At 50.6% G+C, this 25,979-nt stretch carries 24 protein-coding genes and 1 pseudogene; 14 read left to right on the forward strand and 11 right to left on the reverse strand.

Going from position 1 to position 25,979, the window contains the following annotated elements; genetic code table 11:
* Positions 1-41: 41 nt before the first annotated feature.
* Entirely contained in the window at positions 42-950 is a 909-nt protein-coding gene (locus AYY17_RS17490; protein WP_067425901.1) for a DNA-3-methyladenine glycosylase family protein, read from the reverse strand.
* Between the two features lie 355 nt (positions 951-1,305).
* On the opposite strand from AYY17_RS17490, the pseudogene AYY17_RS17495 reads away from it, so the two are divergent.
* Positions 1,306-2,743 (forward strand): annotated as a pseudogene (locus AYY17_RS17495) (DUF4026 domain-containing protein).
* 220 nt (positions 2,744-2,963) lie between these two features.
* Positions 2,964-3,596 carry a LysE family translocator gene (locus AYY17_RS17500; RefSeq protein WP_067425903.1) on the forward strand — a complete coding sequence of 211 codons (633 nt, stop codon included), beginning with the start codon at positions 2,964-2,966 and terminating at the stop codon, positions 3,594-3,596.
* Positions 3,597-3,656: 60 nt separating this feature from the next.
* On the opposite strand, the gene glpD is transcribed toward AYY17_RS17500, so the two are convergent.
* The 6 genes from glpD to AYY17_RS17530 form a co-directional block, all read right to left on the reverse strand.
* Entirely contained in the window at positions 3,657-5,144 is a 1,488-nt protein-coding gene (gene glpD, locus AYY17_RS17505) for a glycerol-3-phosphate dehydrogenase (protein WP_067425906.1), read from the reverse strand.
* A gap of 269 nt (positions 5,145-5,413) precedes the next feature.
* Positions 5,414-6,175 (reverse strand): DeoR/GlpR family transcriptional regulator, encoded by a 762-nt coding sequence (locus AYY17_RS17510; RefSeq protein WP_067425910.1) that lies wholly within the window; start codon positions 6,173-6,175, stop codon positions 5,414-5,416.
* A gap of 76 nt (positions 6,176-6,251) precedes the next feature.
* Entirely contained in the window at positions 6,252-7,085 is an 834-nt protein-coding gene (glpG, locus tag AYY17_RS17515; RefSeq protein ID WP_067425913.1) for a rhomboid family intramembrane serine protease GlpG, read from the reverse strand.
* A 26-nt stretch (positions 7,086-7,111) separates the two neighbouring features.
* Positions 7,112-7,435: a thiosulfate sulfurtransferase GlpE gene (gene glpE, locus AYY17_RS17520; RefSeq protein WP_067406054.1), complete on the reverse strand. Its 324-nt coding sequence runs from the start codon at positions 7,433-7,435 to the stop codon at positions 7,112-7,114.
* 255 nt (positions 7,436-7,690) lie between these two features.
* A complete protein-coding gene (gene nfuA / locus AYY17_RS17525) occupies positions 7,691-8,269 on the reverse strand; it encodes a Fe-S biogenesis protein NfuA (protein WP_067426089.1) in 579 nt (192 codons plus the stop codon).
* A 61-nt stretch (positions 8,270-8,330) separates the two neighbouring features.
* Positions 8,331-9,014 (reverse strand): DNA utilization protein GntX, encoded by a 684-nt coding sequence (locus AYY17_RS17530; protein WP_067425916.1) that lies wholly within the window; start codon positions 9,012-9,014, stop codon positions 8,331-8,333.
* A 36-nt stretch (positions 9,015-9,050) separates the two neighbouring features.
* Between AYY17_RS17530 and bioH the strand changes: the two genes are divergently transcribed.
* The gene (bioH, locus tag AYY17_RS17535; protein WP_067425919.1) at positions 9,051-9,830 is read left to right on the forward strand and encodes a pimeloyl-ACP methyl ester esterase BioH; all 780 of its coding nucleotides are present in this window, start codon (positions 9,051-9,053) and stop codon (positions 9,828-9,830) included.
* Between the two features lie 44 nt (positions 9,831-9,874).
* Here bioH and AYY17_RS17540 read toward each other — a convergent pair whose 3' ends face one another.
* The 4 genes from AYY17_RS17540 to AYY17_RS17555 form a co-directional block, all read right to left on the reverse strand.
* Complete coding sequence (locus tag AYY17_RS17540) at positions 9,875-10,108, reverse strand: FeoC-like transcriptional regulator (RefSeq protein ID WP_067368664.1); 234 nt, start codon at positions 10,106-10,108, stop codon at positions 9,875-9,877.
* Positions 10,109-10,124: 16 nt separating this feature from the next.
* Positions 10,125-12,443 (reverse strand): Fe(2+) transporter permease subunit FeoB, encoded by a 2,319-nt coding sequence (gene feoB, locus AYY17_RS17545; protein ID WP_067425922.1) that lies wholly within the window; start codon positions 12,441-12,443, stop codon positions 10,125-10,127.
* A gap of 81 nt (positions 12,444-12,524) precedes the next feature.
* Positions 12,525-12,752: a ferrous iron transporter A gene (gene feoA / locus AYY17_RS17550; protein ID WP_067368668.1), complete on the reverse strand. Its 228-nt coding sequence runs from the start codon at positions 12,750-12,752 to the stop codon at positions 12,525-12,527.
* Between the two features lie 323 nt (positions 12,753-13,075).
* The gene (locus AYY17_RS17555) at positions 13,076-15,406 is read right to left on the reverse strand and encodes a Tex family protein (protein WP_067425926.1); all 2,331 of its coding nucleotides are present in this window, start codon (positions 15,404-15,406) and stop codon (positions 13,076-13,078) included.
* A gap of 199 nt (positions 15,407-15,605) precedes the next feature.
* Here AYY17_RS17555 and greB point away from each other — a divergent pair, with 199 nt between their 5' ends.
* The 11 genes from greB (at position 15,606) to AYY17_RS17610 (ending at position 25,801) form a co-directional block, all read left to right on the forward strand.
* A complete protein-coding gene (gene greB / locus AYY17_RS17560; protein WP_067405755.1) occupies positions 15,606-16,091 on the forward strand; it encodes a transcription elongation factor GreB in 486 nt (161 codons plus the stop codon).
* Between the two features lie 50 nt (positions 16,092-16,141).
* Complete coding sequence (gene ompR / locus AYY17_RS17565; RefSeq protein ID WP_067425931.1) at positions 16,142-16,864, forward strand: osmolarity response regulator transcription factor OmpR; 723 nt, start codon at positions 16,142-16,144, stop codon at positions 16,862-16,864.
* Positions 16,861-18,195 carry a two-component system sensor histidine kinase EnvZ gene (envZ, locus tag AYY17_RS17570; RefSeq protein WP_067425934.1) on the forward strand — a complete coding sequence of 445 codons (1,335 nt, stop codon included), beginning with the start codon at positions 16,861-16,863 and terminating at the stop codon, positions 18,193-18,195. Before ompR ends, envZ begins: the two co-directional genes overlap by 4 nt.
* 302 nt (positions 18,196-18,497) lie before the next feature.
* Positions 18,498-19,538, forward strand: a complete 1,041-nt coding sequence (gene pstS, locus AYY17_RS17575; RefSeq protein ID WP_067405744.1) for a phosphate ABC transporter substrate-binding protein PstS — start codon at positions 18,498-18,500, stop codon at positions 19,536-19,538.
* Positions 19,539-19,621: 83 nt separating this feature from the next.
* Positions 19,622-20,578 (forward strand): phosphate ABC transporter permease PstC, encoded by a 957-nt coding sequence (gene pstC / locus AYY17_RS17580; protein WP_067368683.1) that lies wholly within the window; start codon positions 19,622-19,624, stop codon positions 20,576-20,578.
* A gap of 1 nt (position 20,579) precedes the next feature.
* Positions 20,580-21,467, forward strand: a complete 888-nt coding sequence (gene pstA, locus AYY17_RS17585) for a phosphate ABC transporter permease PstA (protein WP_067368686.1) — start codon at positions 20,580-20,582, stop codon at positions 21,465-21,467.
* Between the two features lie 31 nt (positions 21,468-21,498).
* Positions 21,499-22,275 (forward strand): phosphate ABC transporter ATP-binding protein PstB, encoded by a 777-nt coding sequence (gene pstB, locus AYY17_RS17590; RefSeq protein WP_067405741.1) that lies wholly within the window; start codon positions 21,499-21,501, stop codon positions 22,273-22,275.
* Between the two features lie 13 nt (positions 22,276-22,288).
* Positions 22,289-23,053 (forward strand): phosphate signaling complex protein PhoU, encoded by a 765-nt coding sequence (gene phoU / locus AYY17_RS17595; protein WP_067425937.1) that lies wholly within the window; start codon positions 22,289-22,291, stop codon positions 23,051-23,053.
* Between the two features lie 301 nt (positions 23,054-23,354).
* Positions 23,355-24,188, forward strand: a complete 834-nt coding sequence (locus AYY17_RS17600; protein ID WP_067425940.1) for an ABC transporter substrate-binding protein — start codon at positions 23,355-23,357, stop codon at positions 24,186-24,188.
* A 91-nt stretch (positions 24,189-24,279) separates the two neighbouring features.
* Positions 24,280-25,017, forward strand: coding sequence for an amino acid ABC transporter permease (locus AYY17_RS17605; RefSeq protein ID WP_067425943.1), 738 nt, complete (start codon positions 24,280-24,282; stop codon positions 25,015-25,017).
* A 1-nt stretch (position 25,018) separates the two neighbouring features.
* Positions 25,019-25,801, forward strand: a complete 783-nt coding sequence (locus AYY17_RS17610; protein ID WP_067425946.1) for an amino acid ABC transporter permease — start codon at positions 25,019-25,021, stop codon at positions 25,799-25,801.
* Positions 25,802-25,979 lie beyond the last annotated feature (178 nt).

Consider the following 25,979-nt stretch of genomic DNA (forward strand, 5'->3'; position numbering starts at 1 on the left):
ATCTGAAGTTGCCGCAGTGTATCTGCGGCACTTTATACCACTTAATATCCGGCGGCAGATTCCAGCCGCCAAAGATGTGCCGCCATTAATGCCCGGTGCGGGGCAAACTCTGCCAGCCATACCTGCGTTTCCTCTGCGGTCAGTTTTTCTTCCCGTTCGAGCAGGCGCTGTAAATTGCGCCGCACTGCCACATCACCGTGAAGTGAGCCGTTAAGGTAATTAAATCCGCGCAGTAATGCATAGCTGACCGTCCAGGTGCCTATGCCTTTAATGGCAGTCAGTGACGCAGAAACCGCATCTGCATTGTCCGGTGTGACCACATCGGGCAGCACCAGTTCACCGCTTTCCAGCTGTTCACTCAATGTCAGCAATGCATTGGCTTTGCCGACAGAAAAACCACAACTGCGCAGCCCGTCAAAATCTGTTTTCAGAATATGCGTGGCATCCGGGTAGCACCACAACCCGCCGGAGTGGCGCAGATTGATGTGCTGAATCAGGCGGCGGCGGATAGATATAGCGGCATGAACACTGATTTGCTGCCCGATAATCGCCCAGTTAATCGCTTCAAATGGTGTGGCGGACTGATAGATACGCAGCCCCTGTTGATGGCGGATTAACTGCCCGACCTGCGGATGTTCCTGATACAGGGACTCAAATTCCTGTACCGGCTGTAATAATCCCAGCATATGCCGGGCGAGATGGTGCAGTGCTGCTTCGTCGCCGGGCAGCGTCGGGCCATCGGTATGCAATGTCACCCGCACCTGTCCGGCGTCAGTTTCCAGTGTCAGCAGGGCAGGATGCCCGTGCAGGCAGATCCCTTTCATCACCCGGTTCTCAGTAACCTGTTCAGCGACGTTGTGCGTATCCCGTAAATGAAAAGCAAGGAAATCCACGGTATGATAGTGGGGTGGTAACAAAACTGTAATAACTAATTTATTGTTTTTACTCACATTATTGTACCTTGTTACGGTTCAGACAGAAAATCGGGCCGGGGTTGTTTCATCAATTGCCGGTACCGGCTATGTAAAAATGTAAATTCATGTCGTGACAGGTGGATTATTCTGAGTGAATTCTGCTTACCAAATGTGATACTTATATGCATGAACAAATTAGTTTATTTTTAGCATATTCATTTTTTTTAAGCTACCTCACCGGTTCCTCCGGGACGAAATCAGAGGTTATTGTTGTAACAATGAATATAATTGACGCTCGAAGATCTCACCTTCCCCGGGGGGGAAAGCTTAGCGTTTAGTCCGAGATTGTTACAGTACAGTAGTATAACCAGAGCGGATAAAGGCATTACCGATGGATATAAAACAATATTACCTTGAGGTCGCTGAAGGTAAAGGAAAGAAAATGACGTCGGAGATTGTGACATTCTCTCCTTCGCGGCTGAACCTGGCTGAGTTAGAAGAGCGGTTAGCATCACAAACCTTTTTCACACAGGGTGATATTGAATACGGGGATGCCGATGAACACAGTTTTTACTATACGTGCCACTATGGAGATGACGAATTATTATTCCTGATTTCGCTGGCACCAAGAGCGCCGGAACTGGAAATTAATCCTTATTATTCAACAGATACATTGTCGCCGGAATTACTCGCAGCAGTAAACCAGACGGAGCAGGATATCTATGTTGAATGTCTTTTAAAGAATGATGTGCTGCTCAGCTATCGCCATCAGCTTAAAATGGTGCAGATATTAGTTCCGGACTTACTGCTGGGGATCGATATTTCCGCGGCCGGTCGCGGATTTACCCGTGAGTGGCTCAATTTTCAGCTTGAAAATGATGTGCAGCTGAATATTGAATCGCTGTACACCATTCATGCGATTTATGACACTGAGAATACTCCGCCGACCATGTATTGGTTCCATACTCACGGATTGCTGCGTTGTGGGATCCCGGAGGTGGAACTGCTGTTACCGCATACGATTAATTCGTACTACGGTATTCCTGATTTACTGCGCAGTTTTGTCGGACAGAGCCTGAATGAAGGTAAAGTTCTGTTTAATGAGCCGATGCTGTGTGGTCAGACAGAGAAACAATTAGAGTATATTGTGGCGCTTCCTTATCAGGAAGGTATTCGTCAGGTGAATAAAGAAACCCCGATTGAGCAATTGAAATCACTGGAAGATATTGATTACTCTCACGATAATATGCCTGAAAATCAATTTCTGGGGGATCGCAGCGATCGGGACGATCAGCATGATCATCCTTCCTGCATGTTATTCCGTACCAATGAGAGTACCCCGGTATTGCAAACCTTTTTCAAAGGGTTTGATGATGATGCGGCAATTATGTTTTACCGGCCGAATACTGAAACATATGAGATGGCGACCAAAGCCCGGTTACGCTGGCACTATTTTGCTCAGATGTTTACAGAATACGGTCAGCCGGAAGTCAAAGAGAAAAAAGGTCTGCTGGCGGGATTTTTCAGTAAAAAAAAATCGTAAAGAAGTGGAAGAAGAGGAAACGCCACGGGCGTTTATGGTCAAATGCGGTATTCCATACGGGGATACTGATGACCTGGAACACATGTGGTTTGTTCCGGAGCGTCTGGAAAATGATACCTTTACCGGCAAACTGATTAACCAGCCATTCTATGTGAAAGAAATGGAAGAGGGCGGCGTATATCAACTGGATACTTCAATGCTGACTGACTGGAATATCTATTTTTCCGGCGATAAATACACACCGGATACTATTTACCAGCTTCTCAGTCCGGCACAGGTTCACTGATATCTGTCAATTCTTACAAAAGCGCTATTCAGCGCTTTTTTTTATGCCTGCGGTTTTGTGCAGTAATCCACGTTATTAATACATACTGAATTATGTTATTGCTGCTTTTTTTTCTGTTCTGACTATAATCAATGACCGCATGTTGTTGGCGGTAATATATTCTTAAAAAGGGCGGTTTTATCTTATAATCTGTTATACATTATCTGTCAGGGAGTGTGTTATGCCTGATCTTACATCATTGCTCGCATTTGCGTTGGTTGCTCTGGGAATGGTATTAACGCCCGGCCCCAATATGATTTATCTGATCTCCCGTTCACTCTGTCAGGGAAAGAAGGCCGGATATGTTTCGCTTGCCGGTGTCGGGTTGGCGTTTGTATTTTATATGCTCAGTGCCGCATTCGGGATCACCGCGCTATTTTTTGCGGTTCCTTATGCTTATGACGCATTGCGTATTGCCGGGGCATTATACCTTTTGTATCTTGCCTGGCAGGCAGTGAAACCGGGCGGACGCTCTGCATTTTCTGTGCGGGATCTGCCGGCAGATAAACCCAAAAAACTATTTACTATGGGATTTCTGACCAGTCTGGCAAACCCGAAAGTGGCGGTGATGTATCTTTCTCTGCTGCCGCAGTTTATTGTACCGGGACACGGCAGCGTGCTGACACAATCTCTGATCTTCGGCAGCATGCAGATGTTCATCAGTATTGCAGGCAATGCACTGATCATTTTTACGGCGGGAACGGTTGCCGGATTTATGACCGGACGCCCGCTATGGCAGGTGGTACAACGCTGGCTGATGGGAACTGTGCTGGCCGGTCTGGCGGTGAAAATGGCGCTGGAATCCCGGCGGTAATCAATAAGCAGACCGGTAGATTTCCCCGGTCTGTATTATTCTGATCAGTGCGGATTGCTTTTAAAGCTGATTGCTTTCCAGCCACTGTGCAACCTGCTGCTGCTCATCATGACTGAGCCACATTCCCAGTTTGGTTCTGCGCCACAGCGCGTCTTCTGCACTGATAACCCACTCATTTTTCACCAGATAGCGTAACTCGGCTTCATACAGATTGTGACCAAATGCCTGCCCGAGGTCGCTCAGTGACTGTGCACCGTCCAGAATTTTTGCCGTCTGACTGCCGTATGTGCGGGCAAAGCGCAGCGCCAGCCCGTTCGGTAACCAGGGATAATTTTCACTCAGTACCCGTGCATATTCATCCCGTGAATGACCATTGAGTTCACCGCCGGTCAGAACCGCCTGCTTTGTCCATGCTTTTCCGGCCCGGGGATAATAGGCCGCAAGTTTATCCAGTGCATGTTCACCCAGTTTGCGGTATGTGGTGAGTTTTCCGCCAAATACCGACAGCAGAGGTGCCAGCCCGTTTTCATCATGCAGATCCAGCGTGTAATCCCGGGTAATGGCCTGCGGAGAATCGGACTCATCGTCACACAGCGGGCGCACACCTGAATAGCTCCAGCGCACGTCATCACGGGTCAGGGTTCTTTTAAAGTGATCGTTATAAACACCCAGCAGATAATTAATTTCAGAATCATCAATTTTTACATCAGCAGGATCGCCATGGTATTCCACATCAGTCGTACCAATAATCGAAAACTCATCCATCCACGGGATAACAAACACGATACGGTGATCTTCATTTTGCAGAATATACGCCTGCGGCTCGTCATGAGCGCGCGGCACAACAATATGACTGCCTTTAATGAGACGGATGCCGTAAGGTGACTTAAGGTGCAGCCCGTCATCAAAGAGCGCTTTTACCCACGGACCGGCGGCATTAACTAATCCTTTTGCCTGCCAGTGCAATTTTTCACCGGTCAGTGTATTTTCAGCTTCGACCTGCCAGAGCCCGTTTTCGCGCCATGCACGGGTAACTTTTGTCCGGGTGCGGACTTCGCCGCCTTTGCGCACAATTTCCTGTGCGTTAAGCACCACAAGGCGGGCATCATCGACCCAGCAATCCGAGTATTCGAAGCCTTTTTTGAATTCCGGTTTCAGCGGGGATGCGCTGTTGAACGTCAAACCGCGGCTGGCGGGAAGCGTCGTGCGTTTACCCAGGTGGTCGTAAAGGAATAATCCTGCGCGGATCATCCAGGCCGGGCGCAGATGTGGCTGATGCGGCAGACGAAAGCGCATCGGGAATGCAATGTGCGGTGCCATTTTTAACAATACTTCGCGCTCAGCCAGTGCTTCGCTCACTAAACGAAACTCATAATGTTCGAGATAGCGCAGCCCGCCGTGGATCAGTTTTGAGCTGGCAGACGAGGTGGCACAGGCCAGATCCCGTGCTTCCAGCATCAGAACGGAAAGCCCGCGCCCTGCGGCATCAGCGGCAATACCTGCTCCGTTTATTCCGCCCCCGATGACGATCAAATCTTTGGTTTCCATCCTGACTCCCGTGATGCGCGCATACATTCTTTTATGTTCGTTATCGCTCATGATAATTCAATGCGATCGATAATCCAACATTTTGTACATAAAAAAACGTTTCCCGTGACAAGGGTAACAATTCATTAGCATATCCATGCTAAATGTAATGATATTAAGTGTTAGAGCGGCAACGGGAAACAGCGGAAAATAACGGGAAGGAGAGAGCAGCAGAAGCTAAAGATATCGCGACCGCGTCACAGGTGCTGTGACGCGGAAGAAAGACAGGTTTAGTCGCAGATATCGAGCTGGACGTTTTGCTCAGCAAGAATTTTGATAATGCTGTCAGGCGGGCGTTTATCCGTAAACAGACAGTCGATAAGCCCCATATTGCCGAGGTTTACCATGGCATTGCGGCCAAATTTGGAGTGATCAGTGACAAGCATTACACAGCGGGAATTTTCGATAATTGCGCGTTTTGTGCGCACTTCGTGATAATCAAACTCCAGCAGCGAGCCGTCAGTATCAATGCCGCTTATCCCGAGTATGCCGAAATCCAGACGGAACTGAGAGATAAAATCGAGTGTGGCTTCGCCGACAATACCACCATCCCGTGAGCGGACTTCTCCACCGGCGAGGATCAGCCGGAAATCCTCTTTTGCCATCAGAAGAGTGGCGACATTCAGGTTATTGGTGACGATGCGCAGATTTTTATGGTTCAGTAATTCATGAGCCACGGCTTCCGGCGTAGTACCGATATCAATAAACAGTGTTGCGCCATCAGGGATCTGTGAGGCAACGCGGCGGGCAATGCGGCGCTTTTCATCTGACCACATGCTTTTGCGTTCATGATAGGCGGCATTGACTGAACTGGATGGCTGAGCCGCACCACCGTGGTGGCGGTGAATTTTATTCAGCTCTGCCAGTTCATTGAGATCACGCCGGATAGTTTGCGGGCTGACATTAAAGAACTCTACCAGCTCTTCTGTGCTGACATAGCCCTGTTTATTGACTAATTCGACGATAGCATCGTGGCGCTGTGTTTGTTTCACAAAATCCCCCGGTCAAATCAATATCGCCGCACAGGTGCGGCGTGAATAAAGCAGCAGATCATTATTACATTATTATTCAGGCCGCCGGACGGCGGTTATCCCACACAGCCATCAACAGACCGATAGCCAGCCCCGCGGCGTGTGCCATATTGGCAATCGGCATTGTACCAAATAAATCAAAATAACCGATAACCAACCATAATACGGAGAAAGCCATCATAGCGCCGGGCAGGTAAATCCCGGCTGACGGATTGCGCACGCCGGTATACCAGGCATAGGCTATCAGCGCAAAAACCACGCCGGACAGCCCGCCGAATGAGGAGCCGCTGAACAAGGATTGTGCCCAACAGCTGAAGAGTGCGGAAACGATGGTAATGACAAACAGCCGCCCGCTGCCCATCTGCTTTTCCACCTGACCCGCAAGATACCACCACAGGGCAAGATTCATTAAAATATGTGTCAGGGAAAAATGCAGAAATACCGGGCTTACCCAACGCCAGAGTTCACCCTGCTGACCTGCATCCGGCCATGCCAGATAATCCATTACCGCGTCAGTACCGCTTATCTGCATCCACAGATAAACAAGCGCACACAGCACGGTAATAGTGATAGTCAGCGGACCTGCGGGGGTTATCAGGTTTTTGGCGGAGTAAGAGGCGGGATAGCGAAACGGGGAATCTGTTTCGCCGGACGCCCAACTGGCAGCGAGATAGCGTTTGTTCATCGGGTCACGCATGAAGCTCTCTAATTCTGCCTGTGTTTCGGTCAGTTTGCTTTCGTCGTCCAGCCATAATTCGACACCACTCCCTTCACGGGTTGCACGCATGACGAGATGAATATCACGGGATGCCATGTAATCAATGAATGACTGAGCTATCCTCGGGTTGGCAATGGTGATCAAATAAACCATATAACTGTCCGTTTAACTGTTCGTTTTTACGCGAGAGACCTGACTGTGTCCGGGTAGAGACGCGACCAGCTTTCAAAGCCGCCGTTGATGCTGTACACCGTTTCATAGCCGACATTAAGCAGATACTGAGCTGCGCCCTGACTGCTGTGTCCATGGTAACACATCACCAGAATCGGCTGTTCAAAATCTGTCTGATCCATAAAGGTATTTACGGAGTCATTTGTCAGATGAAAAGCACCATCAGCGTGACCGGCGCGAAAGCTTTGCGGATCACGGATATCAACTAACATAATACGCTGCTGCCACAGCCCGTAGGCGGCATCAGGAGAGATCAACCGGATTTGTTCCATAATTATTTTTCGTATGCAGGTGAATATCAGTGGTGACAGAGCACCACCGGAGTACTGCCCGGAAACAGACCGGGCAATATATAACAGGCCACGCGATAATGGCCACCGAATACTCGTCATACTTCAGGATGCCTGGTCGTTAACTACGCTCAGCTAGTCGGGTCACATACTAATGTATGCTCCCCGGCAATCTTCGCTTGTCGCCTACATGCATCCCGAATTATTTAGAGTATAAATATTGTAAGTTTGATCGGATCAGTAATAAGAATGTTCGCCGGGCTGATGTTCAGTCAGGTCTTTAACGCCTTTCAGCTCATCGGGGAACATATTTAATAACTCTTTTTCGATCCCTTCTTTCAGGGTTACATCGACCATTGAGCAGCCGTTACATCCGCCGCCGAACTGGAGGATAGCAAACCCGTCATCCGTGATTTCCATCAGGGAAACACGGCCGCCGTGACCTGCCAGCTGCGGGTTAATCTGAGATTGCAGGACATACTCGACGCGCTCGATAAGCGGAGCATCGTCATCCACTTTGCGCATTTTTGCATTCGGCGCTTTCAGGGTGAGCTGAGAGCCGAGCTGGTCAGTGATGAAGTCAATAACGGCTTCTTCAAGGAACGGGGCACTCAGTTCATCGACATAGGCGGTCAGTTGCTCAAACGGCAGCGCGGTATCCGTGGCTTCAACGGCATCCGGCGGACAATAAGACACACCACATTCTGCATTTGGTGTACCGGGATTAATAACAAAAACACGGATTTGTGTACCGGGTTCCTGGTTGGCAAGCAGTTTGGAAAAATGTGCCTGCGCAGTGTCAGTAATAGTAATCATAACATTGCCCGAAAATAGTTGACTGTTCTGGTTGGTTATAATACGCCCATTCATGTGTTCACTACAAGGTGCGACAGAGACACCAGACCTGGACTGTCGCAGCACCCGCACGAATGAGCAATTCAGACAGCGCTGTCATGGTCGCTCCCGTGGTGATGACATCATCTGTTACAGCGATATTCAGCCCGCGTATTTCACGGGTTAAGACAAACGCTGATTTCAGGTTTGTCAGGCGATGAGCACGGGACAGCGTCCGTTGACTCAGTGTAGCACGAGTCCGGATAACGCCGGAACTGTCATAAGGGCGGCGCAGCCATTTTGCCAGCGGACGGGTGATAAGGTCGCTCTGATTAAAGCCGCGCAGCCACTGTTTGTGCCGGTGCAACGGAGAACTGAGCAGTAAATCCGGCTTCAGATAATGTCCGTCACGATAGCCCTGTAAAAACCGGCACAGCAGCAAACGGGCCAGTGCACGGGCGATAAAAGGTTGCCCGGCGTATTTCAGCCGGTGGATGAGTGTCGTCAGCGGCGGCTGATATCCGGTCACGGCCAGCAGGCGCTGCCAGGGGGGAGGGGAATGCAGACAGCGCCCGCACTCCGGCTCCGGTGTAATCAGTTGATGCCCGCAGCGCAGACAAACGCGTGGCATCACCGGCAGCCCCCGTTCACAGAATCCGCAGATCCCGTGTGCGGCGATAGCAAGAGGTTGTTTGCATAGCAGGCAGTAATTCTCAATAATAACCATCCGTCTTCCCTCCGGATAAATAAGGAAACAATAGCGATGGCGACTCTTTTTTGGCAGCAAAGCGGGCAGGGCAAACGCAATCTTGTGCTGCTGCACGGCTGGGGACTGAACGGCGAGGTATGGAACAGCATTGAAACGCGACTCGCGCCGCATTTTTGTATTCATAAGGTTGATTTACCGGGCTACGGGCGCAGTCAGGAATTTGGTGAGATGTCATTGAGTGAGATGGCAGATGTTGTGTATGCACAGATGCCGGAGAATTCAGTGCTGGCAGGCTGGTCGCTGGGCGGACTGGTGGCAACACAGATTGCACTGACACAGCCGCAGGCGGTGAGTCATCTGGTGACTATCAGTTCCTCGCCCTGTTTTGGTGCGCGGGAAGAAGAGGGCTGGCCCGGGATCAAACCCACGGTTCTGAGCGGGTTTCAGCATCAGCTGGCGACTGATTTTCAGCGCACAGTCGAACGTTTTCTTGCGTTGCAGACCCTGGGTACCGCGAGTGCCCGCCGGGATGCGCGGATACTGAAATCCGTGGTACTGGCACAGCCATTGCCGGATGTGACGGTACTGAATGCCGGTCTGGAGATTCTGCGGACAGCCGACCTGCGTCCGCAGCTCACATCACTGACAATGCCGTTCCTGCGTATCTACGGGTATCTGGACGGGTTGGTGCCGCGAAAAGTGGCACAACTGCTGGATGAACAACTGCCGTTATCCCCATCGGAGATTATGCGTAACAGCGGACATGCGCCGTTTATTTCTCATCCGGATGAATTTTGTGATGTGTTGCTGGGGTTTGCGGAAGAAAATACATAAAAAAATACCGCCGGAAGGCGGTATCTGACGGGAACTTGCTGAATTCAGGAATGAATCTGATACACCCTGGTATCGCAGCCCTGACTTTCAGGGCACTGCTTACAACTGCTGCTCAGGCAGTCACTGACATTCACGGCTTCAATTTTTCCCATTGCCGCCAGCTTTTCCATGATGGCTTTCACCAGAGCTTCCGGTGCATTCAGCTGGTGGCTGAGAAGCCGGGCGTCAGCCCGGCCATTGAGGGCGATAGCATCACGCACGGCGATCAGGCTTATCATTTTTGCACTCTCTCAGTTAGTGACATTCACCGCCGGAGCAGCCACCACACTGGCCGCGCATATCCCGGCGGAAGTTAAGATTCACGCGGCTGCGTGTCCGGCGCAGTACGGCGAACAATATCAGGTTGAATACCAGCACAATACCGATAATCAGGGCGCTGCTGCCCGGATGCGCACTGAAGGTTGCTGTCTGGTAGAACAGGGCAGCGAGAGAATAGGCGACATTCAGTCCCCACAGGATGGAGAAGGTCATCCAGGCACGGCTGGTTTCACGGGCAATCGCCCCCATAACAGAGACACAAGGCACATACAGCAGAACAAAAATCAGATAGCTGTAAGCTGAGATACCGGAACCGAATTTCGCCGCCATGGTTCCCATGGTACCGCCATCCATATCACCGGGACCTTTACTGGCTTCAATCGGGTTAGATAATGCCGCTAATGTGAAGGTTTCTTTCAGGGAATCCACCGTTTCACCAACCGCATCACCCAGTTCACCCCACAGGTCAAATTCATCAGCATTAAACGGATCATTGACAATACTTTCAGCGGTATACAGTGTATTCAGTGTCCCGACAACCACTTCTTTTGCCATCGCGCCGGTGATAAGTCCGACAGTCGCCTGCCAGTTATCATCATGCACGCCGATAGGACTGAGCAGCGGGGTGATCACTTTACTGACAGATGCCAGCGCAGAGTCATTGATACTGTCCGCCGGTTTACCGGAGAAACTGAAGCTGTTGAGTGCGCCGATAAACATACTGGCGACAATAATCACTTTGCCCGCACGCACGACAAAGCCTTTCAGGCGCTGCCAGGTTTGCATAAACAGGGTTTTCATGTGCGGAACATGATAGACCGGCAGCTCCATCACAAACGGAGAGGCTTCGCCGCGCATGATGGTGTGCTTGAGTAACAGCCCGGTAAGAATAGCAACCACAATGCCGAGGATATATAGAGAGAATACAATGCTTGCGCCGTTTTTGCCGAAGAAGGCAGCGGCAAAGACCGCAAAGATAGCCAGCCGTGCCCCGCAGGACATAAACGGTGCCATCAGAACCGTGATCAGGCGTTCACGCGGCGCATCCAGGGTTCTTGCACCCATAATGGACGGTACATTACAGCCGAAGCCGACGATCAGCGGTACAAAGGATTTGCCCGGTAACCCGAGCGCCTGCATCAGTCTGTCCATCACAAAGGCGGCGCGCGCCATATAGCCGGAATCTTCCAGGAAAGAGAGGAACAGATACATCATCCCGATTTGCGGTACGAGCGGCAGAACAGTATTGATACCGCCGCCGACACCCTGGGCGAGGAAAATAGTCAGCCAGTCAGGGAAGCCGAGGGTGATCCCCAGCCATTGTGTTCCGTGGATAAATATTGCTTCGGAGGCGCCTTCAAACAGCGGCTGCAATGCCCCGCCGATATTGATAGCGAGCACAAACATCAGATACATCACAAACAGGAAAACCGGCACGCCCAGCCAGCGGTTGAGGACAATTTTATCCATCGACGCGGTGAGTTGGTTTGGTTCAGAGTGTGAATTATCAATTGTCTGCTCACAAATACCGGCAATAGTCTGATAACGGGCATCGGCGATCACCAGCTCCGGCTCTTCCTGTTGCTGCGCTTGCATGGCATCACGGACAGACTGAACATGCTCCGGGGTAAAACCGGCACGCGCCTGGCTGTAGATATCCCCCTCCAGGCTCTGTAATGCGAGCCAGCGGCGCTGGGTGGCGCTGAAATCATGGGTGGAGATAGATTCTGCCAGTGTTTTGACACTGTCCAGCAGTGCCGCCGGGTAACTGACCAGCGCCACATGCGGCTTCATATTGTGTTTATCGATAGCCGCTTTCAGTTCACTGACGCCGGTGGCGCGGGTGGAGACCAGCGGAATAACCGGGCAGCCGAGGCGCTCAGACAGTGCATTGATATCAATTTTGATATTTGATTTTTCGGCAATATCCAGCATATTGAGTGCGACGATGCACGGCACGCCCAGCTCTAATAACTGAAGCGTAAGGTAAAGATTTCGCTCAAGATTTGAGGCATCGACAACATTAATCAGCATGTCCGCTTCACCACTGAGGATAAAGTGGCAGGCAATCTGTTCGTCCAGAGAAGTCTGTTCAGAAATCGTGGTCAGCGAGTAAGTTCCGGGTAAATCCACCAACTCAATTTTATGTTCCGGCGTGGTGAAGTAACCAATTTTCCGTTCTACCGTCACGCCGGCCCAGTTGCCGACGCGCTGTTTTGAACCGGTCAGCTGATTAAACAGCGTGGTCTTCCCTGAATTGGGATTACCGATAAGTCCCAGGGTGAGTGCTTTCATAGTGTCGTATGCCAATCAATAAAAAACAGACCCTCCGGGGGCGGAGGGAAAAGACTGCGTCAGTGATAATCGTGCGGCTGATTATGCCGGTACATTATCAAGCGTGAGCAGAGCCAGATCTTTTTTCCTGAGCATCAGGTTGACGTGCCGGGTTTCGATTTGGATCGGATCACCCAGCGGTGCGCTGCGTATCACCCGGAAAACAGAACCGGGCAGCATGCCCAGTGACAATAATTTTTGACGGTAGGCCGGGCTGATTTGGTTGGAAAAGCCCAGGATTTTATAACTGTGTTGTGGCAAAAGTGTCATAAGGGCTCCCGTTAACCATACAAACTGAAATGATATTGAGAATAATTATCGCATGAACTATGAGTCAGGAAAATATCCCTTACAAATTTAATTGATACTGCAAATGCGAATCATAACCAACAATATTTTATCTATTTAGCCCGAAAAGTGACCAGTAAAGTTTGATGTACGTCAAGATTTTCAGCGTATGAAAGAATTGAGAGCAGATATTTTACGTATGGATTTACGTTAGTAACATTTTTTACGTCCGGTTAACGCAATTTATGGCTAAAGCGGCACCGGCACGGGCAGCCTGAGCTGCCGCGTGCGGTTGTTGCGGATAATTACTTACGTTTGCCAAATGCAGCAGACAGGGCGTCGCCCATCATACTGTTACCGGCAGGGGTATCATTACGGGCAGGACGGGACGTATTACGCTTTTCATTGCGTTTTTCTGTCTGCGGTTTATCACTTGCCGCGCCGCGGCGGGTCATGGTTTCCGGCTCTTCATCCATGCGCATAGTCAGGGCAATGCGCTTGCGGGCGATATCCACATCCAGCACTTTGACACTGACGATATCTCCGGCTTTCACCACGGTATGCGGATCTTCCACAAAGCGGTTTGACAGCGATGAAATATGAACCAGACCATCCTGGTGCACGCCGATATCCACAAATGCCCCGAAATTAGTCACGTTGGTGACAGCACCTTCCAGAACCATGCCCGGCGTCAGGTCATTCATGGTTTCAATGCCGTCGGCAAATGTGGCTGTTTTAAATTCAGGGCGCGGGTCGTGCCCCGGTTTTTGCAGCTCTTTCAGGATATCGGTGACAGTCGGCACACCAAACTGTTCTGTAACAAACTGCTGTGGCTTCAGGTCACGCAGCACATCACTGTTGCTCATCAGGTCACTGAGCGTTTTTTCGGTGGCGAGCAGGATTTTTTCCACTACCGGGTACGCTTCCGGGTGAACCGTGGAGGCATCCAGTGCATTTTTCCCGCCGGCAATGCGCAGGAACCCGGCGCACTGTTCAAAGGCTTTCGGGCCGAGACGTGCAACTTTCAGTAACTGTTTGCGATCAGCAAAGCGACCGTTTTCATCCCGCCAGTCCACAATATTCTGTGCAATTACTTTGCTCAGCCCGGCAACACGGGTCAGCAGCGGAACAGACGCGGTATTGAGATCGACGCCCACGGCGTTTACGCAGTCTTCCACCACGGCATCGAGTTTACGGGCAAGCTGTGTCTGGCTGACATCATGCTGATACTGACCGACCCCGATAGATTTGGGGTCAATTTTCACCAGTTCTGCCAGCGGATCCTGTAAACGACGGGCGATAGAGACTGCGCCGCGCAGGGTGACATCAAGGTCGGGAAATTCCAGTGCCGCCAGCTCTGACGCAGAATACACAGAGGCACCGGCCTCACTGACAATCACTTTTTGTCCTTTGACGGCCGGGAATTGTGTCTGCACATCAGCAAAGAAACGTTCTGTTTCACGGGACGCGGTTCCGTTACCGATTGCCACCAGCTCCACATTATATTTTATGCAAAGTGCGGCAGTTGCCGCCGCGGCTTTGGCAGCCTGGCCGGTATGCGGATAAATAGTATCGGTTGCCAGCAGTTTCCCTGTGGCATCCACCACCGCGACTTTGACGCCGGTACGCAGACCGGGATCCAGCCCCATAGTGGCCCGCATTCCTGCGGGAGCAGCCATCAGCAGGTCGCTGAGGTTACGGGCAAACACATTGATGGCTTCATCTTCTGATTTCTCGCGCAGTGCAGACATCAGTTCTGTTTCCAGGTGCAGCAGCACCTTCACCCGCCATGTCCAGCTCACAACCGCTTTGCGCCAGCCATCAGCCGGGGCGCTGTTAAAGCGGATACCCAGGTGATCGCGGATAAGTTCTTCGCAGTAGCTCTCTTTCGGTGGCTCTTCACTTTGCGGGTCAGCATTCAGGGCAAGTTGTAAAATGCCTTCGTTGCGCCCGCGGAACATCGCGAGTGCGCGGTGAGACGGAACTTTGGCAATCGCTTCGTGATGTGCAAAATAGTCACTGAATTTAGCACCTTCCGCTTCTTTACCGCTGATAACCGTTGAAACCAGGTGTGCATTGCGCCACAGATAGTCGCGGATTTTGCTCAGCAGACCGGCGTCTTCGGCAAAGCGCTCCATCAGAATATAACGGGCGCCGTCCAGGGCGGCTTTGGTATCTGCCACACCTTTTTCACTGTCAGTAAACGTAGCGGCAAGCGTTTCCGGGTCTTGTGACGGATCCTGCCACAGGCTGTCTGCCAGTGGCTCCAGTCCGGCTTCAATGGCAATCTGCCCGCGCGTGCGGCGCTTGGGCTTATAAGGCAGATAGAGGTCTTCCAGTTCCGTTTTACTGAGTGTACCGTTGAGAGCCGCCGCCAGTTCCGGTGTCAGTTTGCCCTGATCTTCAATGGATTTGAGGATAGTCTGACGGCGATCATTGAGCTCACGCAGATAACTGAGGCGGGTTTCCAACTGGCGCAATTGCGTATCATCCAGACCACCGGTAACTTCTTTCCGGTAACGGGCAATAAAGGGAACCGTGTTCCCCTCATCCAGCAAGGTAATAGCGGCAGTGACTTGTTTTGTCTGCGCATTCAGCTCACCGGCAATAATCTGACTCAGAGTGTCATTCATCATGATATTCTTTCTGCCTGCGATAAAGTGGCTTAAATAAAGTGACTTAAAAAAAGTCCGGAGGACAGTTATACGTGCTCAGAAAGGGAATTACCAGTCGCATAAAGGCAATATAAACAGATTATGTGTGTCTGTTATCTTTCGTTAAAAGTATTTCGTATTACAATTTATTTAAATAATTTATTATTTGTTTAGGTAATATATGGCAAAAAGTAACCTCATTACCCGTATGGGATGGGATACACTGGATAAAGAGCTTAAATATCTCTGGAAAACGGAGCGTCCGCAGGTCACTCAGGCCGTGTCAGAAGCGGCTGCGCAAGGAGATCGCTCTGAGAATGCCGAGTATATATACGGAAAAAAACGTCTGCGTGAAATAGACCGGCGAATCCGTTTTCTTGCAAAACGTCTGGATAGTCTGAAGATAGTTGATCCTGATCCCCGCCAGGAAGGAAAGGTATTCTTCGGGGCGTGGGTCACGCTTGAAAATGATGATGAAGAAATTAAGACTTTTCGCATCGTGGGACCTGATGAGTTTTCACCGGCAAAGAAATGGATTTCTGTGGACTCCCCTGTAGCCCGGGCATTAATCGGCAAGCAGACGGATGATGAAATAACAGTACTAACACCTGACGGCGAAGTAAATTACGTCGTTTTATCTATTCGGTATCAGTCCGTCACTGAATAAACGAAATAACCTGAGTATTTGTATGCAAAAACGAATCTGGAGAGTCAAACATGCAAGAAAGTTATAAAATCCTTGTCGTTGATGATGACATGCGTCTGCGTGCTCTGCTTGAGCGGTATCTGAGTGAGCAGGGCTTCCAGGTACGTACTGCGGCTAACTCTGAACAGATGGATCGCCTGCTGACACGTGAGTCTATTCATCTTATCGTCCTTGATCTGATGTTACCGGGTGAGGATGGTTTATCCATTTGCCGTCGTCTGAGAAGTCAGAATAACCCGATCCCTATCATCATGGTGACGGCGAAAGGGGAAGAAGTTGACCGTATCGTTGGTCTGGAAATCGGCGCGGATGATTACATTCCCAAGCCGTTTAACCCGCGTGAATTATTAGCCCGTATCCGTGCGGTGCTGCGTCGTCAGGCAAATGAGCTGCCGGGTGCGCCGTCACAGGATGATGCGGTTATTCAGTTTGGTAAGTTTAAACTGAACCTCGGTACGCGTGAAATGTTCCACGATGAAGAGAATATGCCGCTGACCAGCGGGGAATTCGCTGTCCTGAAAGTGCTGGTTTCACACCCACGTGAGCCACTGTCCCGTGACAAACTGATGAGTCTGGCACGTGGTCGTGAGTACAGTGCGATGGAGCGCTCAATCGATGTGCAGATTTCCCGTCTGCGCCGCATGATTGAAGAAGATCCGACTCACCCGCGCTATATCCAGACGGTATGGGGATTGGGTTATGTCTTTGTACCGGACGGCAATACCAAGCCATGAAGAGGCTCCGGTTCTCCCCCAGGAGCACCTTTTCGCGCTCACTGTTTTTAGTCATTTTTCTGTTGTTTGCGACATTGACAACAAGTTATCTGGCGGTTGTGAACTTCATTGTTATGCCGAGCCTGCAACAGTTTAACCGGGTTCTGGCGTATGAAGTCCGCACATTGATGAGCGAAAAAATGGTGCTGAAGGACGGAACCGTTGTCCGTGTTTCTCCGGCGCTGCGTAAGAAAATTTATGAAGAGCTGGGGATCACCTTTTTTACGGAAAAAGAAGCCGATGATGCCGGGTTGCGCTGGGCGCGTCATTTTGAGTCGCTCAGCGGGCAAATGAGCCATTATCTGGAAGGATATGCGGATGTCAGGCTGGAAATTAACCGGGATTACCCGGTTCTGTGGCTGAATTCGTATATTTCACCGGATGTGTGGGTGCGGGTTCCGCTGACTGAAATTGGTCAGGATCAGTTCTCGCCGGTTTTCCGCTATATTTTTGCTTTTCTGTTGTTTGTGTTCGCCGGCGTCTGGGTATTTATCCGTTATCAGAACCGCCCGCTGACGGAACTGGAATCGGCTGCCCGGCAAATGGGTACCGGCGGGCCACAGACGACGGTGCGTGAAGCAGGTGCCGCAGAAGTGCGCTCGGTGATCCGCTCGTTTAATCAGATGTCACGGGACATTAAAATGCTGGAGCAGGATCGCACTGTGCTGATGGCCGGTGTGAGCCATGATTTGCGTACGCCTCTGACCCGTATCCGCCTGGCAACAGAAATGATGGGGCCGGCTGATGAGTATCTGGCGGAGTCCATTAATCATGACATTGAAGAGTGTGATGCGATCATCGAGCAGTTTATGGCCTATCTGCGGACAGGTCAGGAAATGGAGATGGCACAGCTTGAGCTGACCGGCATTCTCAATGAAGTGATCGGCGCACAAAGCAGCGCCGAGAATGAAATTCATAATGATGTCACGCAAAAGCCGGTATATATCACCGGAAATGCTATTGCGGTCAAGCGTGCGCTGGGCAATATGCTGGTGAATGCTTCACGCTATGGTAACGGGTGGATCCGGGTTACCAGCGGTAATGATGATCATTTCGCCTGGTTCCAGGTGGAAGATGACGGTAGCGGCATTGATGAAGCGGATATCCCGAATTTGTTCCAGCCGTTTGTTCAGGGTGAAAAAGCGCGCAGTAACAAGGGAACCGGTCTGGGGCTGGCAATTTTACGACGTATTGTGGATGCGCATGACGGTAAAATTGAGGTCGGGCGCAGTCAGCGTGGCGGGTTCCGTATCCGGGTTCTGCTGGCGCTGCCGGACGACAGAGACGACTGAGATAACCGGGAAATATGACAATGGAATGTCATTTTCATTTTACTGTCACATATGCCTGTAATAACCCGTTTTTACGGGTTTTTTGCATTTTAATTGTTGTATATCAATCTGTTATTTATCTTTTCGGTAATGCCCGCCCGGGCGCTGATATCCTGTTTTGTGCACCCGCTCGCCGGTGATGTCATAAAACTGTCACACAACCTACATATTATTGTCACCAGTTTGACCTATTTTCCCTCATGTTCCGACGTTAATCAGACACAACGTTTATGTCATTATCTAAAATCCCGTCAGGAGGGATCATGAAACCGATGCGTACCGCAGTAGCCACTGTTATGGCAGCGACACTTTCTCTCTCTGCATTTTCTGCATTTGCCGCGACCAGTCTTACCGGGGCGGGTGCAACATTCCCGGCGCCGGTATACGCGCAGTGGGCCGATACTTATCAAAAAGAAACAGGCAATAAGGTTAACTATCAGGGAATTGGTTCATCTGGTGGTGTAAAACAGATTGTGGCCAATACCGTTGATTTCGGGGCGTCAGATGCGCCGTTATCCGAAGATAAACTTGCCGCAGATAATTTATTCCAGTTCCCGACCGTTATCGGCGGTGTGGTGCTGGCTGTCAACCTGCCGGGACTGAAGTCCGGTGAGCTGGTGTTAGACGGCAAAACCCTCGGTGATATCTACCTGGGTAATATTAAAAAATGGAATGACCCGGCAATCACCAAACTGAACCCGAACGTTAAACTGCCGGATCAGGATATTGCGGTTGTCCGTCGTGCGGATGGCTCCGGTACGTCTTTTGTCTTCACCAGTTATCTCGCGAAAGTCAGCCCTGACTGGAAAGAGAAAGTCGGCGCAGGCTCCACCGTAAACTGGCCGGTTGGTCTGGGTGGTAAAGGTAACGACGGTATCGCTGCTTTTGTTCAGCGTCTGCCGGGCTCAATCGGGTATGTGGAATATGCATATGCGAAACAAAATAAACTGGCTTACACCAAACTGATTTCTGCAGATGGCGAAGCGGTTTCTCCGAGCGGCGAAAGCTTCAGTAATGCAGCGCGTAAAGCGGAATGGTCGAAGAGCTTTGCTCAGGATCTGACTAATCAGGCGGGTGTGAATGCATGGCCGATTTCATCCACCACGTTCATCCTGGTTCACACCAGCCAGAAAGATGCAGACAAAGGTCAGGAAGTGCTGAAATTCTTTGACTGGGCTTATAAGAACGGTGGCGCACAGGCAGAGAAACTCGATTATGCTGTTCTGCCGCAGGAAGTGATTGAACAAGTTCGTGCAGCATGGAAAACCAGTGTTAAAGACAGCAGCGGTAAGCCACTGTATTAATACAGCGGATAACTGAAATACAGCAATCTATCAGTAATTGATCCCCCCGGTTGCGGGGGATCAGTGCAAAAACGGAAGCGACTATGGCCGAACTGAAAACGGCAATGAAACCACCCGGAAAGCGCGGCGACCAAATCTTCAGTGCCCTGGTAAAACTGGCGGCGCTGATTACGCTATTGCTGCTGGGTGGAATTATCATTTCACTGATCATTGCATCATGGCCCAGCATTGAGAAATTCGGTCTGGGATTTTTATGGAATAAAGAGTGGAATCCGCCCGCGGAAGAGTACGGGGCGCTGGTACCGATTTACGGCACCATTGTTACCTCAGTGATTGCATTACTGATTGCGGTTCCCGTCAGTTTCGGGATAGCGCTGTTCCTGACCGAACTTGCACCAAAATGGCTGCGCCGCCCGCTGGGTATCGCGATTGAGCTGCTGGCAGCTATTCCGAGTATTGTTTACGGCATGTGGGGTCTGTTTGTCTTTGCTCCGCTGTTTGCCACCTATTTCCAGCAGCCGGTCGGTGATGTGATGTCGAGCATTCCGATTGTCGGCGAGCTGTTTTCCGGCCCTGCGTTTGGTATCGGTATTCTTGCGGCGGGTGTTATTCTCGCCATTATGATCATCCCGTATATCGCGTCAGTCATGCGTGATGTGTTCGAACAGACACCGGTGATGATGAAAGAATCCGCTTACGGCATCGGCTGTACGACGTGGGAAGTTATCCGGCGCATTGTTCTGCCCTATACCCGCAATGGTGTGATCGGCGGTGTGATGCTCGGCCTGGGACGTGCACTGGGTGAAACCATGGCGGTCACCTTTATCATCGGTAATACGTATCAACTGGACAGTGTTTCGCTTTATATGCCGGGCAACAGTATTACCTCGGCGCTGGCAAATGAATTCGCCGAAGCAGAATCCGGGCTGCATACGGCGGCACTGATGGAGCTGGGGCTGATCCTGTTTGTCATCACCTTTATCGTCCTTGCTATCTCCAAATTTATGGTGATGCGGCTGAATAAGAACGAGGGGCGCTAGAATGGCTGAGATGGATATTCAACAACCAAAAGTGGACCTGAAAGCGCGTGAGAAACGCCAGCACTGGCGGCGTCAGAAGAACCGGGTTGCCTTGTTCCTGTCTGTATCCACCATGGCGTTCGGGCTGTTCTGGTTAATCTGGATCCTGTTCTCCACAGTGACTAAAGGCATGGACGGTATGTCTCTTGCGCTGTTCACTGAAATGACACCGCCGCCGAACACAGAAGGTGGTGGTCTGGCAAACGCCATTGTCGGAAGCGGATTACTTATCCTGTGGGCGACCGTGATTGGTACGCCGCTGGGTATTCTGGCGGGGATTTATCTGGCGGAATACGGCCGCCGCTCCTGGCTGGCGGAAACCACCCGGTTTATTAACGATATTTTATTATCTGCGCCATCCATTGTGGTCGGGCTGTTTGTTTACACCATTGTGGTGATGCAGATGCAGCACTTTTCCGGCTGGGCGGGTGTTATCGCGCTGGCACTGTTGCAAATCCCGATTGTTATCCGGACGACAGAAAACATGCTGCGCCTTGTACCGGACAGCCTGCGTGAAGCCGCGTATGCCCTGGGAACACCAAAATGGAAAATGATTTCGGCAATCACCCTGAAAGCCTCTGTCTCCGGGATTATCACCGGGGTGCTGCTGGCGATTGCCCGTATTGCCGGTGAAACCGCACCGCTGCTCTTTACCTCCCTCTCCAACCAGTTCTGGAGTACGGATCTGATGCAGCCGATTGCCAACCTGCCGGTGACCATCTTTAAATTTGCCATGAGCCCGTTTGCCGAGTGGCAGAGCCTCGCATGGGCGGGTGTTCTGCTGATAACCTTGTGTGTACTGTTAATTAATATCGTGGCGCGTGTGCTGTTTGCGAAGAAAGCGCACTGATTGAATGATGACGGAATAATGAGAGAGAGTCATGAGTAAAATTCAAGACGTAACTGAAAGCAAAATCCGGGTCCGCGATCTGAACTTCTATTACGGTCAGTTCCACGCGCTGAAAAACATCTCGCTGGATATTGAAAAAAATAAAGTCACGGCCTTTATCGGGCCGTCAGGTTGCGGAAAATCGACCTTACTGCGCACCTTTAATAAAATGTATGCGCTGTATAATGAGCAGCGTGCAGAAGGCGAAATTCTGCTTGATGGCACCAATATCCTGACGGATAAGCAAGATATTGCGTTATTACGTGCTAAAGTCGGAATGGTATTCCAGAAGCCGACGCCGTTCCCGATGTCGATTTATGACAATATCGCGTTTGGTGTCCGTCTGTTTGAAAAACTGCCGCGAGCTGAGATGGATGAACGCGTGCAGTGGGCGCTGACCAAAGCAGCGCTGTGGAATGAAACCAAAGACAAACTGCACCAGAGCGGCTACAGTTTATCCGGCGGTCAGCAGCAGCGTTTGTGTATCGCGCGCGGTATTGCTATCCGTCCGGAAGTACTGTTACTGGATGAGCCGTGCTCCGCGCTCGACCCGATATCCACCGGGCGCATCGAAGAGCTTATCAGCGAACTGAAATCTGAATATACCGTGGTTATCGTGACCCATAACATGCAACAGGCGGCGCGCTGCTCTGACCATACTGCATTTATGTATCTGGGCGAACTGATTGAATTCAGTGATACTGATACACTGTTTACCACACCGGGCAAGAAACAAACTGAAGATTACATCACCGGTCGTTATGGCTGATGCGGAGACAATCATGGAAAATCTGAATCACAATAAACATATTTCCGGGCAGTTTAATGCCGAGTTAGAACATATCCGCACTGAAATGATGACCATGGGCGGGCTGGTGGAAGAGCAGCTCAGCAAAGCGATTACAGCGATGCACCATCAGGATGAAGATCTGGCGCGGGAAGTGATCGCCGGTGATAAACAGGTCAATATGATGGAAGTTGCCATTGATGAGGCCTGTGTCCGTATCATTGCCAAGCGCCAGCCGACCGCCAGTGATCTGCGCCTGATTATGGCCATTTCCAAGACGATTGCCGAGCTGGAGCGTATTGGTGATGTCGGTGATAAAATCGCTAAAACCGCACTGGAAAAATTTTCACAGCAGCATCAGCCGTTGCTGGTCAGCCTGGAATCACTCGGGCGCCATGCCATTCAGATGCTGCATGATGTGCTGGATGCGTTTGCCCGCATGGATATCCAAGAAGCCATCCGTATCTACCGGGAAGACGAGAAAGTTGACCAGGAGTACGAAGGCATTGTCCGCCAGCTTATGACATACATGATGGAAGATCCGCGCACTATCCCGAGTGTGCTGACCGCACTGTTCTGTGCCCGCTCTATCGAGCGTATCGGCGATCGTTGTCAGAATATCTGCGAATTTATCTTCTATTATGTGAAGGGACAGGATTTCCGTCACGTCAAAGGGGATGATGTCGAGCGCATTTTGCTGGGTGAGCATGTCATTGAAGTGGCTGCAAACAGCAATGGTAATAAAGACGAATCAACGTAATTACTGCGTTTTCCATCTGAATAACAAAACCGCCGGTCAGTGAATATGACCGGCGGTTTTATTTTGTCCGGTATCATGTGGTGGATTATTCATCTGCGAGAGGGAATAACAGCTATGTCTTTATATGCCTTTTGGTTATAAATATTGTATTTATTGCAGAAATTATATCGTTCATTCCCCGTTAGAACTAACAGTTATAGAATTATACCTTCTTAGTATTTCAGGAACTAAGCGGGAGTTGATAGCGTGAGAGTGTGATTTACACAAATTGACGTTATCTCAGACTGATTCAGGGGTGTGTATGAAACCGACCTATTTTGTTCCGGCACTGCTCGCCGGTTTAGCATTAGTAAGTGGTGCCGCGCAGGCTGACAAGCTTGATGACATTCAGAAAGCCGGTGTGATCCGCATTTCGGTTTTTGACAGCAACCCGCCATTCGGATTTATTGATCCGCAAACCAAAAAACTCGCCGGTTATGATGTGGATATCGCACAGGCGGTAGCCGATGATTTAGGTGTGAAACTCGAACTTCGTCCGACTAACCCGGCAAACCGTATTCCGCTGCTGGTGTCCGGCAAAGTGGATTTAATCGGCGCTAACTTCACTATCACTGATGAGCGCGACAAACAGGTGGATTTCTCCATTCCTGATTTTCAGACCGGACAAAAATTTATTGCCCGCAAAGGTGTGCTGAAAACCCCTGATGATGTAGCAAAACTGCGCATCGGTGCGGATAAAGGCACGGTTCAGGAAGTGACTCTGCGCGAGAAATTCCCGGGCACAAAAGTTATTTCCTATGATGATACACCGCTGGCGTTTGCAGCACTGCGTAATGGTAACGTAGATGCTATCACACAGGATGATGCCAAACTGGTCGGGTTGCTGGGCAACCTGCCGGAAGCGGTTAAAGCAGAGTTTGAACTCTCTCCGTTCAGCCTGACCCGTGAATATCAGGCGCTGGCAGCACCAAAAGGGGAAACCCGTCTGGTGGAAGCCGTGAACAAAACACTGACGAAACTGGAAAGTGACGGCAAATCACAGCAGATTTATAACCAGTGGTTTGGTCCCGGTACCAAAGCAGAACAACCTCGCGGCGACTTTAAATTCGGCCCGCTGGAAAGTCAGGCAAAATAAGAGTGCAGTTGCATGTGATGAAGCCTCACTCCGGTGGGGCTTCAGGCGTTTTTTTGTAACCTGTGCCACAGTATGATGATGGGGATATCGGATGTTTGAGCAATTTATAAGTACGCACTTACTTGCTCCGGAATACCTGAGCTGGCTTGGACAAGGGTTTGTAATTACACTCCTTATCTCACTCTGGACGATTCTGGCGGCCACATTGCTGGGTTTTTTGCTGGTGACAGGGCGGGACAGTCAGATATTTTTGATCCGCTGGTTAGTCAGTGCTTACACCAGTGTGTTCCGTAATACGCCACTGTTGGTTCAGCTTTTTTTCTGGTATTTCGCCTCCGGCGAAATTTTACCGCAGGTGCTGAAAGTCTGGCTGAATACCCCTCATGAAATTGAATTTTCCGGATTGACACTGGCGTGGCCATCCTTTGAATTTATCGCCGGCTGGTTCGGACTGACCCTCTATTCTGCTCCCTTTATTGCAGAAGAACTGCGGGCGGGGATCGCGGGCACCGGACGTCAGCAGAAATCAGCGGCACTCGCGCTGGGGCTGACGCCGTGGCAGTCGATGCGCTATGTGATATTGCCGCAGGCGGTGAAAATTGCCATGCCGCCGCTGCTCGGGCAATACATGAATGTGGTGAAAAACTCCTCACTGACCATGGCGATTGGTGTGGCAGAGCTGTCATACGCATCGCGTCAGGTGGAAAGCCAGACCTTACAAACCTTTGAAGCCTTCGGGGTGGCGACCGTGCTGTATATTTTCACTATTGCGGTAATGGAAGCGTTCGGGCAGTGGCGGACACAACGGGCAATTGCTCAGGAGCATTAAGATGGACTTCACGGTTATTCAGGAAAATTGGGAATATCTGCTGTTCGGCACATTTCCTGATGGCCCGTTAGAGGGCGCGGCACTGACATTGGTGATCAGCTTGGCTGCGGGCGCCATTTCGGTGGTATTCGGGATCATTGGCGGTGTGATGCTGGCTATGCTGCGGGGCTGGTGGGTAAACCTGTTTGCGGCATTTCTCGGATTTTTCCGCGCGATCCCCGTCATTATGCTGATTTTTTGGGTCTATTTCCTGCTGCCGATTGCCTTTGGTGTGGATGTGCCGGAAATTACCACGGTTGTGTGCGCGCTGGCGCTGATCACCTCGGCGTACATTGCGCACGGCGTCAAAGCCGGCATCCTGGCTATCGGCAGAGGCCAGTGGCAGGCAGGCATGTCGCTCGGTCTGGGGCGTTGGGCGGTGTTGTGGCATATCGTTCTGCCACAGGCGCTGCGGATGATGATCCCATCCTTTATTAATCAGTGGATTGCGCTGATTAAAGATACTTCGCTTGCGTATATTGTCGGTGTGGGAGAGCTCTCTTTCCTCGCGACACAGGTCAATAACCGCAGCATGGTCTATCCGCTGGAGATTTTCCTGTTTGTGGCGTTTATCTATTTTGTGATGTGCTTTGGTCTGGAATTAAGTGCCAATGCGCTGATGCGGCGCTGGTCATTACAGCGGCAGCCGCAGCAGTCCTGGTTTGCGCGCCTGACAGGGTTTCGCCGGTTGAAAACAGCAGTGAAACCAGAGAAACAATCGCAATCTGTTACCTGTTTGCCTTAAATTTGATCAGTGACAATTCCGGTACGGATAAATGCCGGGATTTTCTTCCTGTATATACCCGACGTCATTCAATATGCCCGCAGTCAACGAACCTGCGGTTTGAATGAATAAGGGTAGAACGCAAACGTTTTCTTTTTTTTTTGTGATGGGGTAGAATAAGCCGAAAAAAATAAATTTC

The organism is Morganella psychrotolerans (genome assembly GCF_001676055.1).
Taxonomy (GTDB): domain Bacteria; phylum Pseudomonadota; class Gammaproteobacteria; order Enterobacterales; family Enterobacteriaceae; genus Morganella; species Morganella psychrotolerans_B.

Excerpts from the sequence above, each read along its gene's own strand:
- AYY17_RS17610 (WP_067425946.1), top strand. The coding sequence starts at position 25,019 with ATGGACTTCACGGTTATTCAGGAAAATTGGGAATATCTGCTGTTCGGC.
- bioH (WP_067425919.1), top strand. The coding sequence starts at position 9,051 with ATGGCGACTCTTTTTTGGCAGCAAAGCGGGCAGGGCAAACGCAATCTT.
- AYY17_RS17600 (WP_067425940.1), top strand. The coding sequence starts at position 23,355 with ATGAAACCGACCTATTTTGTTCCGGCACTGCTCGCCGGTTTAGCATTA.
- phoU (WP_067425937.1), top strand. The coding sequence starts at position 22,289 with ATGGAAAATCTGAATCACAATAAACATATTTCCGGGCAGTTTAATGCC.
- feoA (WP_067368668.1), bottom strand. The coding sequence starts at position 12,752 with ATGACACTTTTGCCACAACACAGTTATAAAATCCTGGGCTTTTCCAAC.
- ompR (WP_067425931.1), top strand. The coding sequence starts at position 16,142 with ATGCAAGAAAGTTATAAAATCCTTGTCGTTGATGATGACATGCGTCTG.
- pstA (WP_067368686.1), top strand. The coding sequence starts at position 20,580 with ATGGCTGAGATGGATATTCAACAACCAAAAGTGGACCTGAAAGCGCGT.
- glpG (WP_067425913.1), bottom strand. The coding sequence starts at position 7,085 with ATGGTTTATTTGATCACCATTGCCAACCCGAGGATAGCTCAGTCATTC.
- glpE (WP_067406054.1), bottom strand. The coding sequence starts at position 7,435 with ATGGAACAAATCCGGTTGATCTCTCCTGATGCCGCCTACGGGCTGTGG.
- greB (WP_067405755.1), top strand. The coding sequence starts at position 15,606 with ATGGCAAAAAGTAACCTCATTACCCGTATGGGATGGGATACACTGGAT.
- AYY17_RS17555 (WP_067425926.1), bottom strand. The coding sequence starts at position 15,406 with ATGATGAATGACACTCTGAGTCAGATTATTGCCGGTGAGCTGAATGCG.
- nfuA (WP_067426089.1), bottom strand. The coding sequence starts at position 8,269 with ATGATTACTATTACTGACACTGCGCAGGCACATTTTTCCAAACTGCTT.
- AYY17_RS17605 (WP_067425943.1), top strand. The coding sequence starts at position 24,280 with ATGTTTGAGCAATTTATAAGTACGCACTTACTTGCTCCGGAATACCTG.
- feoB (WP_067425922.1), bottom strand. The coding sequence starts at position 12,443 with ATGAAAGCACTCACCCTGGGACTTATCGGTAATCCCAATTCAGGGAAG.
- envZ (WP_067425934.1), top strand. The coding sequence starts at position 16,861 with ATGAAGAGGCTCCGGTTCTCCCCCAGGAGCACCTTTTCGCGCTCACTG.
- AYY17_RS17530 (WP_067425916.1), bottom strand. The coding sequence starts at position 9,014 with ATGGTTATTATTGAGAATTACTGCCTGCTATGCAAACAACCTCTTGCT.
- glpD (WP_067425906.1), bottom strand. The coding sequence starts at position 5,144 with ATGGAAACCAAAGATTTGATCGTCATCGGGGGCGGAATAAACGGAGCA.
- AYY17_RS17540 (WP_067368664.1), bottom strand. The coding sequence starts at position 10,108 with ATGATAAGCCTGATCGCCGTGCGTGATGCTATCGCCCTCAATGGCCGG.
- pstC (WP_067368683.1), top strand. The coding sequence starts at position 19,622 with ATGGCCGAACTGAAAACGGCAATGAAACCACCCGGAAAGCGCGGCGAC.
- pstS (WP_067405744.1), top strand. The coding sequence starts at position 18,498 with ATGAAACCGATGCGTACCGCAGTAGCCACTGTTATGGCAGCGACACTT.
- AYY17_RS17500 (WP_067425903.1), top strand. The coding sequence starts at position 2,964 with ATGCCTGATCTTACATCATTGCTCGCATTTGCGTTGGTTGCTCTGGGA.
- pstB (WP_067405741.1), top strand. The coding sequence starts at position 21,499 with ATGAGTAAAATTCAAGACGTAACTGAAAGCAAAATCCGGGTCCGCGAT.